At 71.7% G+C, this 13,427-nt stretch carries 7 protein-coding genes; 4 read left to right on the top strand and 3 right to left on the bottom strand.

Annotation, left to right across the window (positions count from 1 at the left end):
• Positions 1 to 9: 9 nt before the first annotated feature.
• Positions 10 to 945 carry an MBL fold metallo-hydrolase gene (locus tag D7Y11_RS20835; RefSeq protein WP_120574374.1) on the top strand — a complete coding sequence of 312 codons (936 nt, stop codon included), beginning with the start codon at positions 10 to 12 and terminating at the stop codon, positions 943 to 945.
• Positions 946 to 976: 31 nt separating this feature from the next.
• Positions 977 to 2,743 (top strand): M14 family zinc carboxypeptidase, encoded by a 1,767-nt coding sequence (locus D7Y11_RS20830; RefSeq protein WP_126934580.1) that lies wholly within the window; start codon positions 977 to 979, stop codon positions 2,741 to 2,743.
• Between the two features lie 120 nt (positions 2,744 to 2,863).
• Here D7Y11_RS20830 and cglD read toward each other — a convergent pair whose 3' ends face one another.
• Complete coding sequence (gene cglD, locus D7Y11_RS20825; RefSeq protein ID WP_126934579.1) at positions 2,864 to 6,277, bottom strand: adventurous gliding motility lipoprotein CglD; 3,414 nt, start codon at positions 6,275 to 6,277, stop codon at positions 2,864 to 2,866.
• Between the two features lie 261 nt (positions 6,278 to 6,538).
• Between cglD and D7Y11_RS20820 the strand changes: the two genes are divergently transcribed.
• Both D7Y11_RS20820 and D7Y11_RS20815 read left to right on the top strand, forming a co-directional pair.
• A complete protein-coding gene (locus D7Y11_RS20820; RefSeq protein ID WP_233607344.1) occupies positions 6,539 to 7,333 on the top strand; it encodes a TIGR02266 family protein in 795 nt (264 codons plus the stop codon).
• Entirely contained in the window at positions 7,330 to 8,277 is a 948-nt protein-coding gene (locus D7Y11_RS20815; protein ID WP_199753755.1) for a serine/threonine-protein kinase, read from the top strand. The genes D7Y11_RS20820 and D7Y11_RS20815 overlap by 4 nt, the downstream gene beginning before the upstream one ends.
• A gap of 4 nt (positions 8,278 to 8,281) precedes the next feature.
• Here D7Y11_RS20815 and D7Y11_RS20810 read toward each other — a convergent pair whose 3' ends face one another.
• Together D7Y11_RS20810 and D7Y11_RS20805 are read right to left on the bottom strand one after the other, a co-directional pair.
• Complete coding sequence (locus D7Y11_RS20810) at positions 8,282 to 12,085, bottom strand: AAA family ATPase (RefSeq protein WP_126934577.1); 3,804 nt, start codon at positions 12,083 to 12,085, stop codon at positions 8,282 to 8,284.
• The gene (locus tag D7Y11_RS20805; protein WP_120574369.1) at positions 12,082 to 13,326 is read right to left on the bottom strand and encodes an exonuclease SbcCD subunit D; all 1,245 of its coding nucleotides are present in this window, start codon (positions 13,324 to 13,326) and stop codon (positions 12,082 to 12,084) included. The genes D7Y11_RS20810 and D7Y11_RS20805 overlap by 4 nt, the downstream gene beginning before the upstream one ends.
• Between the last annotated feature and the right edge of the window lie 101 nt (positions 13,327 to 13,427).

Raw genomic sequence — 13,427 nt, 5'->3', positions numbered from 1 at the left:
GAGCCACTCATGGCGATGCGCTTCAAGAATCTGGATGGCAGCGGACCGCAGGCGTTCACCCGCGTCTTCAAGTGGGCCGTCACGGACAAGCTCGCGGGCAAGCGCCGCAGCGCGCCCGCGCGCGCGGTCGTGCCGCACGTGGAGCCGGACCTGGCGGTGCTCGCCACCCCACCCGCCCCGGGCGAGGGCGCCCGCCTGACGTGGCTGGGCCACGCGAGCTGGCTGGTGCAGCTGGATGGCGTGTCGCTGCTCATCGACCCGGTGCTGCGCGACGCCATCAACGTCGTCATCCGCCGCAACGTGCCGCCCGGCGTGCCGGTGGAGAAGCTGCCGCGCATCGACGCGAGCCTGGTGTCCCACAACCACTACGACCACCTGGACCTGCCCACGCTCAAGCAGGTGGGCGCCCGCATCGTCACCGGCCTGGGCCACGCGCCGGTGTTCCAGGGCCAGGGCCTGCCCTTCCACGAGCTGGACTGGTGGGAGTCCACGCAGGTGGGGCCCGTGCGCGTGCACTACGTGCCGTCCCAGCACTGGAGCCGCCGCGGCCTCAACGACGCCAACCAGATGCTCTGGGGCGGCTTCGTGGTGGAGGGCTCCAGCGCGCGCGTCTACCACTCCGGTGACACCGCCTACTTCCAGGGCTTCAAGGAGATTGGCGCCAGGTTCCCCAAGCTGGACGCGGCGCTGCTGCCCATTGGCGCCTACGACCCCGCGTGGTTCATGCGGCTGCAGCACATGAACCCGGAAGAGGCGGTGCAGGCCTTCGAGGACCTGGGCGCGATGGCCTTCTTCGCCATGCACTGGGGCACGTTCAAGCTCACGGACGAGCCCTTGGACGAGCCGCCCGCCCGCCTGGACGCGGAGTGGCTGCGCCGGGGCTGGCCGCGCGATCGCGTGCACGTGCTGCCGGTGGGCGGCACACACACCGTGCGGCAAGGTTGAGCGCTGACGGGGCTTGTGGTCTCAAGCGGGCATGCTCCTGCCCACCCTCGCAGCCCTGGTCCTCACGCAGGCCCCACCCCCACTCACCACCGTCTCCGAGCAGAGCGGATGGAAGCGCACCGGCCGCTACGCGGAAGCAGAGAGCCTCTGCCGCGCCTTCCCCAAGGCGTTCCCTGGCAAGGCCCGCTGCGACACGCTGGGCACCACGCCGGAGGGCCGCCCCATGGTGGCGCTCGTCGTCAGCCAGGACGGCACGCTCACCGCGGACGCCGCGCGCAAGAAGGGGCGGCCCGTCGTCTTCTTCCAGGGCGGCATCCACGCGGGTGAAATCGACGGCAAGGACGCGGGCTTCTGGCTCCTGCGCGACGCGCTCCAGAACCGGGCGTCCACGCCGGACCTGCTCAAGGGCGTCACCGCCGTCTTCGTCCCCGTCTTCAACGTGGACGGCCACGAGCGCTTCAACCCCAACCACCGCCCCAACCAGGTGGGCCCGGAGGAGATGGGCTTCCGCGTCACCGCCCAGAACTTCAACCTCAACCGCGACTACGTGAAGGCGGACGCACCGGAGATGGTGCTGCTCTTGAAGTACCTCAACGCGTGGGACCCGCTCGTCTACGTGGACCTGCACGTCACCGACGGCGCCAAGTTCGAACCCGACGTGTCCGTGGGCCTGGAGCCCCAGAAGTCCGGCCCGCCCGCGCTTCAGGCGCTGGGCACGAAGCTGGTGGACGAGCTCTTCACCGGCCTCACCACCCAAGGGCACCAGCCGCTGCGCTTCTATCCGTCCTTCCTCGTGGACGACGACCCCACCAGCGGCTTCGCCTACGGTGTCCCCCCGCCGCGCTTCAGCCATGCCTTCTGGTCCGTCCACCACCGCTTCGGCGTGCTCGTGGAGACGCACTCCTGGAAGAACTACGAGCAGCGCGTGAAGGCCACCCGCGACGTGCTGGAGGGCCTCTTGAAGCTCGTGTCCCGCGACGGCGCCGCGCTCCTGGCCGCCGTGAAGGCGGAGGACCAGAAGGCCGTGGCCGGCGAGGTGCGTGAGGTGGTGCTCGGCTGGAAGAACACGTCCAAGCGCGAGGCGATTGCGTTCAAGGGCTACGCCTACGAGCGCCTGCCGTCGGACATCTCCGGCCAGCCGTACATCCGCTACGACGACACGCAGCCCCAGACGTGGAAGGTGCCGTACCTGCCGGACGTGCAGCCCTCCGTCACCGCGAAGCTGCCCGAGGGCGGCTACCTGGTGTCCGCCGCGCACGCCGCGTGGGTCGCGCCGAAGCTGGCCGCGCACGGCATCGCGTTCCAGCGCCTCACCCGCGCGGTGCCCGCGGCGAAGGTGGAGTCGTTCCGCTCGAAGGACTTCCAGTTCCAGGTGCGCTCCAACGAAGGCCACCAGGGCCTCACCGCGAATGGCGAGTGGACGCCGGACACGCAGGACCTGCCCGTGGGGACGCTCTACGTGCCGGTGGCGCAGAAGAACGTGCAGCTGGTGGCGCACCTCTTCGAGCCCGCGGGGCCGGACTCGCTCCTGTCGTGGGGCTTCTTCAACGCCCACTTCGAGCAGAAGGAATACATCGAGGACTACGTGCTGGAGCCCTACGCCCGCGAGCTGCTGGCGAAGGACCCCGCGGTGAAGGCCGCGTTCCAGGAGCGCCTGAAGGACGCGGGCTTCGCCAAGGACCCGCGCGCCCGCCTGCGCTTCTTCGCCGAGCGTCACCCGACCTGGGATGAACGCCTGGGCCTCTATCCCGTGTACCGCGCCGCCAGCGCGCCACCGAGCCTGGTCCCGGCGAAGTAGAGGGGAAAGAAGAAGCCCCCGGCCCGCTTCCCCCGTGAGGGGGCGTCGCGGAGCGGGGGCTTCGGATTCAGCGCCGCGCTCCCGGTCCATGCGGCACCGGGAGCGCGTTTTCATTTCCGACTAGCCGATGGGCTTCTCGCAGACGCACGCGCTGACGTTGCAGGTGAAGCCCGGCGCGCAGCCGCCGCAGTCCGGCTTGCAGACGCAGGCGCACAGCTCCGCGTTGGCACCGAAGCCGGTGCCGCAGTTGAGCGCGCCCGTGTCGCAGACGCAGCCGCAGGCGTTGTTGTCGAACTTGTAGCCCGCGGCGCAGGTCGCGGACTGCACGCAGCTACACGTGCAGGAGTTCGTGTTGCACGTCTCGAAGGTGCCGCACGTGCCGCCGCAGTCCTGGGCGCAGGTGAAGTCACACACCGCGCGGTCGGTGTTGCATACCTGGCCGGCGGGGGCCGTGCCACCGCAGTCCGACGGGCACTCGCACTTGTCCGTGGTGCGGTTGCAAGCGAGCTTGCCCTTGCAGAAGTCCGGGTCGTTCGGGTCGTAGTACTGCGTGTCGGACGCGCACGGCGGCGGGTTGCCGTCCGGCTTGACCGTGCGGTCGATCCAGTAGCGGTACGACAGCGCGGCCTGCGTCTTGCCGGACTCCTTCGGACGGCACGCGCCGTAGAAGGACACGGTGCGGTTGATGCCGTCCACGTCGAAGCCGTTGGTGCGGCTGCGCGGCAGGTCCCCGATGCTGGGGCAGATGGCCGGATCCACCACCGCATCCACCGCGACCTTCAGCGACGCGCCAATCGGCGGCTTGAGCGTGCGGTAACCCACCGACGCGATGACGCTGTCCACGATGGCGTTGATGGTGTTGGTGATGGAGGTGTTGTCCCGGATGCTGCCGGACACGCCGCCCGTGGCCTGGATGACGTCCAGGTGGCGCGGGGTCTTGTTGTCCTCACCCGCGTAGCACGGGGAACCGTCCGGCGGGCAGATGATGCCGTGCACCTGGATGGACTGGTTCGTGGGGTTCTTCGTGGTGCCGGACACGGTGCCGGTGTTGAGGAAGTACGCGGAGTAGTTGGCCACCGTGTCCGTGGACTGGTCCTTCACGTCCGTGAGGATGACCACCACCACCTTGGCGCCCGGACGGATCTTCGTCTCCGGGCCGCCCGTGGACGCGGCCATGTCGTTGATGGCCTTGCGCGCGGCCTCCAGCGGACGCTCGCTGCCGTCACCGCCCAGGGCCACCCAGCAGTTGGTGTTGGCCGTACAGGTGGTGTTGGGCAGCGGCGTGTACGTGGGGTTCTGGGTGGTGCCACCCTTCACGGCGCACACGTTGTTGTTGCACACCGCGTTCTGGGTCAGCCACGCCTTGAACTGGTCGATGTTGGTGGTGAAGGGACGGATGATGTTGCGGTTGGCGCTGTTGCCCACCGTGTAGCTGGTGGTCACCATGGACACGCGCCAGTCCAGCGTCGCGTTGCCCAGCTTGTTGGCCACCGCCGTGCCCGCGTTCGCCAGCGACGTCTGCGACGACGCCATGGAGCCGGAGTCGTCCACCACGAAGAGGAAGTCCACCACGGCCGTGTTGCCGGTGAAGACCTCGCACTGCACCGCGTCCGCGTCGCCGAACTGCGCCAGCGCGGAGCCGCCCGCCGTGTCCGCCATGGTGAAGAGGCTGCCCGTGGCCGACTCGTTGTAGCGGGCCGCCGGCGTGATGGCGAGCACCACCACCACGCTCGCGTTGGAGCGGTGCACGTACTGCGCCTGGATCTTGAACGGGCCGTTGATGCCCGCCGAACCGCCGAGCGACTCGGTGCTGTTGGGCACCAGCTGGCGCGCCAGCGAGTTGGTGAACGACTTCAGCTCCGTCGTGCCGGCGAGCCCGTAGCGGGAGACCGCCGCGGGGAAGCCGTCCCAGGTGGTGAACGTCTGCGTGAACTCCACGTCCGCCGGCGCCAGGAGCGGCGTGCCGGTGCGGATGCCCGACTCGTCGGTCGAGGGCGTGGTGGAGCCGCTCAGCGGAGCGCGCTTGTACGCGATGAACGTCACCTGCTTCGTGTCGTCATAGCCCATCACGCCCACGGTCTGGCCGTTGGCCTTCAGGTTGAGGAGGTTGGCGTCCTTGAACGTGTTGGGCAGCGCGAGCCGGAGGTCCGCGCCGCTGTCCTCCTTGAAGGTCACCGTGCGCAGGTTCTGCACGCTGCACGCCTTGCCGGCGGGCGTGGTGGCCGCGCCGTCCGCGGGGTCCAGCGGGTTGAGCTCGCCGGGGTCCACCTTGCCGTTCTGGTTGGAGTCCTCCGCGCCGTCGGGGATGCCGTCGCCGTCCGTGTCCGGCTTGTTGGCGTCCGTCTTCGTCGTGGGGTCCGCGTCGCCCACGTAGCCGCAGTTGTTGCGCGGGGCCGCGGCCGTCGTCACGCCACGCTCCACGCCGTCGAGCAGGCCGTCGCCGTCGGTGTCCGGGTTGGTGGGGTCCGTCTCGCCGGGATCCACCTGGCCGTTGGAGTTGGGGTCCTCACCGAGGAAGCCGTTGCGGCCGGCGCCGTCCTGGAGCCCGTCGCAGTCGGTGTCGGTCAGGCGCGGGTCGGTCTCACCGGAGTCCACGCGGCCGTTCTTGTTCGTGTCCTCAACGCCGTCCGCCACGCCGTCGCCGTCCGTGTCGGCGCTGTTCGGGTTGGTGCCGGTGGCGATTTCAACGGAGTCCGGGATGCCGTCGAAGTCCGCGTCGGGGATGGACGCGGCGCAGTCCGCCTTGCGCGGATCCGTCTCGCCCGGATCCACCTTGCCGTTCTTGTTCACGTCCTCGGCGCCGTCCGAACAGGTGTCGCCGTCCGAGTCGGGCTTGAGCGGATCCGTGCCCGTCTGCTTCTCCAGGCCGTCCGGCAGGCCGTCGCCGTCCGTGTCGCGCAGGCGGGGATCCGTCTCGCCGGGGCTCACCGAGCCGTTCTTGTTCGCGTCCTCCACGCCGTCCGGGATGCCGTCACCGTCGGAGTCCGCCGTGTTGGGGTCCGTCTCCGTGAGGTCGCGCTTGCCGTTGCGGTTGGCGTCCTCCAGGCCGTCCGGCAGCCCGTCCTCGTCCGTGTCCGCCTTCACCGGCGAGGTGCGCGTCGTCGGATCCTGGTCCGCGCGGAAGTTGCAGTTCGGGTCCGTGCTGACGCTGGACGTTCGTCCGACTTCCACGCCGTCACGGATGCCGTCGCCGTCCGTGTCGCGCAGGCCGGGGTTCGTCTTCAAGCCGCCGGCGTAGACCGTGGAGAACTCCTCCTGGTCCGTCAGGCCGTCGCAGTCCGAGTCCTTCGTGGCGTTGTTCGGATCATACGGGTCGACGGGGACTTCGCCGGGGTCGGGGTCGGGGTCGATGATGACGCCGGCGTCCTCGACATAGCCGGCGTCGAAGCCCGCATCGACGACGCCTGCGTCGGAGCCTCCGTCGGTGGGGATGGGATCAGGGCCAGGGCCGGGGTCCGGGTCGGTGCCGCCACACCCCGCCATGAGCGTGGCGGCAAGCAGCGTGCCGGAGAAGAGTCGGATCCAATTGCGCATAACGGGTCAGCACTCCGGAAAGGGGGGTTACGGAGAACACCCGCAGCATAGAGGGATGCGCGCCCGATTCCGATGTAGGTGCGCCCTGGGGCGGAGAGGGAATCACGATTCGTAAACTTGGCGTCCACCACTGTCGCCTGTTTCCGACTGCACTGTCTTTACGGGAGCCAGGAGGGCTCGGTTATCGTCCGCCCCGTGCCTGTGTTCGGTCTTGCTGCGGTATGGGGGGAAGCGGCTTCGCCTGAGAAGGCGGCAGCCGTCGTGGAGGGCCTGGGTGCGCTCTTGCCGTCCGCGCAGTCGATGCAACTCGTGGTGGCGTTTCGCGACGAGGCCGGCGCGCTGGAGGTGAAGGTGGAGGTGCCCGGCTATCCGCGCGCGGCGGTGGAGCGGCTGGGCGAGGAGGTCCGCAAGAGCGGCGGCACGTTCGTGGAGCTGTGGCGGCTGCCCAAGGCGGAGCGGGATGCGCTGCGCTCGCGCACGCTGTCAGGCGGCACGCCCTTCGCCGGCAACGAGCGCACGCAGGCCGCGCAGGAGCTGCGGCAGCACCTGGAGGATCTGGCCGCGCGAGGTCCCCTGCCCGCTTCGTCCACGCCGAAGACTCCACCGCCATCCGAGGCACCGCCCGCGCCCCAGGCTGCTCCCGCCGAAAGTGGAGGCGCGCCGGAGACCGGAGCGTCCGAGCAACCATCGCCGTCGGATCCGCCCGCGCCATCCCCCGTAGCATCCGGCGATGAATCCCAGCGCCGCGCCCGTCGCTTCGCGGTGAAGCTGGAGATGGAGTTCCGCACGGAGCTGGACTTCGTGCGCGAGCACGCGCTGAACATCAGCAACGGAGGACTCTTCGTGCGCACGGCGCACCGCCCGCCGCAGGACAGCGTCGTCATCGTGGACGTGAAGCTGCCCAACGGCCAGCGGCTGCAGGGCGAGGCGCTGGTGGTGCACGTGGTGGACGAGCAGTACACCGGGGGCGTGGGGCTTGCCTTCCTGAGCGACGACGCCACCTTCTCGGCGACGCTGGACGGGTATCTGGCGAGCCTGGCCGGGGAGAAGGCGTGACGTTGGAGGAAGACCCGACATCCGAGTGGCCGCGCGACCTGGGCCGCTTCCAGCTGCTGTCGCGGCTGGGACGCGGCGGCAACGCGGAGGTGTTCCGCGCGAAGATGATCCAGGGGCCCTATGTGGGGGAGGAGATGGCCCTCAAGCGCGTGCGACCGGAGCGCCTGCGGGACCCGGAGGCGCGCGAGCAGCTCCTGCACGAGGCGGAGCTGGCGCGGTGCCTGGATCATCCGCACATCGTGGGATTCCGGGAGTACGGAGAGCTGGCGGACGGGCCCTACCTGGCGCTGGAGCTGGTGGACGGCACGGACCTGGGGCGCGTGCTGGCGCAGTGCCGGCGCCGGCGCATCGAGCTGCCCATCGACATCTCCGTGATGATGGTGCGCCACGTGCTGGAGGCGCTGGCGTACGCGCACAAGGCCACCAACTCCAAGGGCCTGCCGCTGGCGGTGGTGCACTGCGATGTCTCTCCGCACAACGTGCTCCTGTCGCGCGGCGGAGAGGTGAAGCTCGCGGACTTCGGCGTGGCCCGCTCGCGCGCGGGGCTGGAGGTGGATCTGCGGCGGGTGGGCAAGCAGAACTACCGCTCGCCGGAGCTCCTGGCGGGCGAGGTTTCCGTCGCGGTGGACCTGTGGGCGGCGGCGGTGTTGCTGTACGAGCTGCTGTCCCTGGAGTCGCCCTACGAGGAAGGGACGGCCGAGGAGGTGGAGGCCTCCATCCGGGGCTTGCGGTTGACGCCCGTGCGCATGGTGGCGCCGGAGGTGTCGGATCCGCTGGCGCTGGTGTTGGACCGGGCGCTCGCGCCGCACCCGTCGCAGCGCTTCTCCTCCGCGGAGCAGTTCGCGCGGGCGCTGGCGGCGCTGAGCGACGACCGCGTGGCGACGCCGCTGGCCGTGGCCGCGGTGGTGCGCGGCCTGATGGGCGCGGAGCCGGTGACGGGCTGAGCCGTCACGCCACCTGTTGATCCGAGGGCACGATGATCCCCGCGTCGCCTTCGACGACGAGCTTGCTGCGGCCGCCGCCCTGCTTCACCACGCGCACCTGCACGCCGATGCGCTCGGCGAGCCCGCTCACGTGGGAGATGATGCCCACCTGGCGGCCGGTGGCCTGGAGCGCGTCGAGCGTGGCGAGCGCGACCTCCAGCGTCTCCGGATCCAGGGTGCCGAAGCCCTCGTCGATGAAGAGGGTCTCCACCTGCGTCGTCTCAGACGACAGCGAGGCCAGGCCCAGCGCGAGCGCGAGCGACACGAGGAAGCTCTCGCCGCCGGAGAGGCTGGCCACGCTGCGGACCTCGTCGCCCATGTCGCCGTCCACCACCTGGAGGTCCAGGTCGTGGCCGGGCACGCGCTCCAGGCGGTAGCGGCGGGCCAGCTCGCGCAGGTGCGCGTTGGCGTGCAGGAGCAGCGCGTCCAGGGTGAGGCTCTGGGCGAAGACCTTGAACTTCTTTCCGTCGTGCGAGCCGATGAGGTCGCCCAGCGTCTTCCACACCTCCGCGTCAGCGCGGCGCAGCTCCAGGGCCCGGGCCTCCGCGCCATGACGTGCGCGGGAGGCGTCGTCGTGGTCCAGCTTCGCGCTCAGCAGGGCCTCGGCGCGGCGGCGCACCTCGACGTCGGTGCGCAGGCGTTCGCAGAGCTCCGCGACGTCTGCTTCCGCGAGCGTGGGAAGCCCGGAGGCCTCATGGCGGACGCGGCGCTCGCGGCGCTCCACGAGGACGGCGCGGGCCTGGGCCACGGACTCGCGCAGGGCGTTGAGCGCGCGGGCCTCCGAGTCGCACCAGGCGGCACCGCGCGACAGCAGGGCCTTGAGTTGCTCCAGGGTGGAGCCATGACCGGCGAGGCGTTCCGCGAGGACGGCCTGGGCGGTGTCGAGCGTGCGGGCGGCCTCGGTGCGCAGGCGCACGGCGTCCTCGGCGCGGGCGGTGGCCACCTTCTCCGCCTGTTGGAGGGCTTCGGAGTCCTCGCGGGCGCGCTCGTAGGTGGACTGGGCGGCGTCGATGCGCGCCTGGACCTCCGCGCGCACCTCCTGCGTGGGGCGGCCCTGGAGCAGCCGGGCGCGGGCCCTGGATGCATCCTGGAAGGCCGCGTCCTTGAGGCTCGCGCGGTGGGCGGCGGTCTCCGCGTCCTCGTGCCGGGACTGGAGGCGGACTTCTTCACGGGCACGCAGGCCCTGCTGTTCCTCCAGGCGCTTGCGAGAGGCCTCCAGCTCCGCGAGCTTCTCGCGCCACTTCGTCACGCGCGCCAGGCACTGGCCCTGGAAGCGCACGGGGTCCTCCGCGAGCTTGTCCTTCCAGGGGGCAGCCTCGCTGGCGAACGGAGGGGACACTTCGGTGAGGGCGCGCTCGCGGGCATCGCGGGCCGTGTCCCGGCGCAGGAGCGCATCGCGGTGGGACTGGGACGCGCGGGACCAGGAGTCCTCGGCCTTGCGCAGGGCATCGGCCGCGCCTTCGCGCCGGGTGCGCCGGGTCTCCAGCTGGGCCCGGGCCTCGCGAGCAGCGCTGGCGCGGGCTTCCGCGGAAGCCTCTTCGTCACGAAGGGTCGCGAGCCGCGCGCGCGCGTCTTCCTGCGCCGAGCGGATCCACGCCTGAGTGGTGGTGGCCTCCGCGTCGTCGGGAGGCGACGCAGCGGCACTGACACCCTGTTCGGCGTGCTCCGCGCGGGACCACCGTTCGCGCGCCGCGCGCCAGGCTTCACGATGCGCCGTGCGCTTGCGGGCCGCCGTGTCGCGCCGGGCTTCGGCCTGGGTCGCGGCGGTGTCCGCGGTCGCCTGCCGCACGCTCGCCGCGCTCTCCTGCTTCGCCGCGGCATCCCGAGCGGTCTCCAACTCCAGCACCCGGGCCGCGGCCTCCGCGACCAGCCCCTCCAGCGCGGAAGCCTCCCGGGCATACGGATGTTCGAGCGCGCCGCACAGCGGACACGGCTCACCTTCGTGCAGCGCGGCCCGGTGCGAAGCCAACCCCTGCGTCGCCTCCGCGCGCGACTGCGCACGACGAGCCTCGTGGAGCATCGCATCCTGCGTCGCCCGCCGCGCCGCCGCGTCCTTCGCCTCCTCCGCCGCGCGCAGGGAAACCTCGCGGTGCGCCTTCACCTCCGCCGCCGCGTCACCTTCCGCCGTGCCCTCCGCCCGAGCACCTTCACCCGCGAGCGTCAGCGCCCCCAGAACATCCTGTCGCGCCAGCAGCGCATCCCGGAGCGCCCGCCGAGCCGAGCCGCCATCCTCGCCCAGCGCGGCTTCCGCATGCGTCGCCAGGGCCTGCGCCTGCGCTTCCGACTCGACCGCGCCCTGGTGCTCCTCGCGGCACGACTGGGCCTCGTTGCCCAGACGGTCCGCGTCCTTCCCCAACCGGTCCGCGTCCGCGCCCGCCGACTGTTCATCCTTCAGCGCCCCCGCGAAGCGCTCCAGCTCGCGCTGCCAGCGGGGCCACTCCGTGGCCAGGGACTCCCAGCTCGCATGCGACACGCGCCACGCTTCGGCCGCGTCCACCAGCACCTGGGCCTTCGCTTCCGCCGTCTGCACCAACTCCAGCGCATCTCGGGCTGACGCTTCCGCGGTCTTCGCCTGCTTCGCCAACTCCGCGGCCTCACGGGCCTCGCGCTCCGCCTCCGCGCGGCGCGTGTCCAGCGTCGCGGCCTCCTCCAGCGCCGGACGCACCGACGCCTCCGCATCCAGCGCCGCGGCCCGCGCGGCCTCCGCCTGCATCCGCACCTGCCGCTGCGCCGCAGCCGCCGCGAGCGCCGCTTCCGCCTGCGAGGCCCGCTCCAGTTGCTCGGCCTCCGCCCTCACGCAGCCCTGCTCCGCGGCCTCCACCGCCGACACCACCGCGCGGAAGCCCTCCGCCGCGCGCACCGACTCCAGCAGCGCCTCGCGAGGCGCCGCCGCCGCCCGCTCCGAGTCCGCCCGGGCTACCGCGCTTTCGGCCTGCTGCTCCTGCTCCACGAACTCCGCGCGCTGCGCGTACCAGGACCGGGCCGCCTCCGCCTCGCGCGACCGGGTCTCCTCGCGGACCCGCGCCGCCTCCTCCTCGCCCAACTGGACGCGCACGCCCTCTCGGTCCGCGTCCGACATCAGCGCGATGGCCGCGAGCCCCAGCGACAGCCGCTTCAGCTCCTCCTGCTCCTTCGCGTTCTTCTCGTGCGCGGCGATGGACACGCGGCTGTACACCTCCGTGCCCGTCATCCGCTCCAGCAGCTCCGCGCGCTCGTTCGCGTCCGCGCGCAGGAACGCCGCGAACTCCCCCTGCGCCAGCAGCGCCGAGCGCCGGAACTGATCGAACGACAGCCCCAGCCGCTCTTGGATCGCGTGGAGCACCTCGCCCTTGGTGCGGCCGAACAGCTGCCCCGAGACCACGTCCGTCAGGCTCAGCTCCTGCGGCCGGAATCTCCCTTCCGCGCGCTCACGCGCACGCCATACGTTCCACCGCGCCCGGTAGCGCCGCCCGTCCTTGCCCAGGAAGTCCACCTCCGCGTGGCCCTTGCCCGCCCCGCGCCGCAGCATGCCGCGCACGTCGTACGCCGACAGTCGCGCCTCTTCCTCCTCGTCCGCCCGGCCCACCAGCACCTTGCTGGGCCCGCCCAGCCGGGGCGTGCGGTCGAACAGCGCCAGGCACAGCGCATCCAGCAGCGTGCTCTTCCCCGCGCCCGTCGCGCCGGAGATGGCGAACAGCCCCAACCGGTCCAGCGGCGCCCGGTCCAGCTCCAGCGCGAAGTCCCCCGCGAAGCTCGTGAGGTTGCTGCCGCGAATCGCCAGGATCTTCACGACGCGTCCTCCTGCACCTGCGTGAGCAGCGCGTGGAACGACTCCAGCAACCCCGGCGAGGGCGCCTCCTTGAAGTCCCGCGCATACCGGGCGAGGAACACGTCCTCCGGCGTGCGCTCACGCAGCGACAACCCCGGCCGCACGTCCGCCAGCGCCCCGCCCGTGCCCGTGTAGAACGGCGTCAGCTTCACCAGCCGCGCCGCCCGGCCCTCCAGCGCCTTCTCCACCTTGTGGCGCAGCGCCGGCTCCGGCCGGGGCAGCGACACGCAGACCTCCAGGTACGGCCGCATCGACTCCGGAGCCTCCGCCTCGCACGCGGGCAGCGCCGCCAGCAACTCCAGCACCTCCGACAGCGGCGCCGCGTCCCGCGCGGGCACCCGCATCATGTCCGTGGTGCGAGGCACCGTCAGCGGACGCACCTGCGTCAGCGCCCCGTCCTCCACGTCCAGCACCAGCACCTGATGCCGGTAGTGCGCCTCCGACAGCGACAGCGGCAGCGGAGACCCGCTGTAGCGCACGCCCTCGCGGCCGCCCACGCGCTGCGCCTTGTGCAGGTGCCCCAGCGCCGCGTACGCGACGTCCTCCGGGAACAGCTCCACCGGCAGCGCATGCTGGTTGCCGCCCAGGATCTTCCGCTCGCTCAGCTCCGACAGCTCCGAGCCCGTCATGTAACAGTGGCCCATGGCCACCAGCGCCTGCCCGGACCTGCGCCGCCTGCGCGCCGCCTCCAGCACCTCCGTGTAAACAGAGCGCACGCCCTCCACCAGCCGGTCCCCTTCGCTGTCCGGCACGGACGGCAGGTCCGAGGGCCGCAGGTACGGGACCGCCGCCACCCACGCGCCCACCTTCCCGCGCGCGTCGTGCACCGGCACCACCAGCCGCTCCATCTCCAGTCCGCCCCGGTGGCGCGGCAGGCCGCCCACCACGCGCACGCCCAGGGCGTGGAAGAGCGGATCCGGCGCGTCCAGGCGCGCGGCGGAGTCGTGATTGCCGCCCACCACCACCACGTCCAGCTTCGGCAGCGTGCGCCGGGCACGCGCGATGAAGTGGTACCAGGCCGCCTGCGCCTCCGCGCTGGGGTTGGCCGTGTCGAAGATGTCCCCGGCCACCAGGAGCGCGTCCACCTCCTGGGACTCCAGCGTGTCCAACAGCCACGTCAGGAACGCGGCGTGCTCCGCTTCGCGTGAGACGTCATACAGCGTGTGGCCCAGGTGCCAGTCCGACGTGTGCAGCAGGCGCATCCGGCGTTCACCCTCCCTCGTGGCCCGGTGGCGGGTGCGAGCCGGGCAGCCTCCCCCGGTCCCATCCCCGACTCCAAGCGGCGAGCCCCCGCTCCCTTACC

The sequence above is a fragment of the Corallococcus sp. AB018 genome, from assembly GCF_003986945.1.
GTDB classification, from domain to species: Bacteria; Myxococcota; Myxococcia; order Myxococcales; family Myxococcaceae; genus Corallococcus; species Corallococcus exiguus.
Note: the sequence above shows the minus strand (reverse complement) of the source record. Positions and strands in the feature narration are given on the sequence as shown.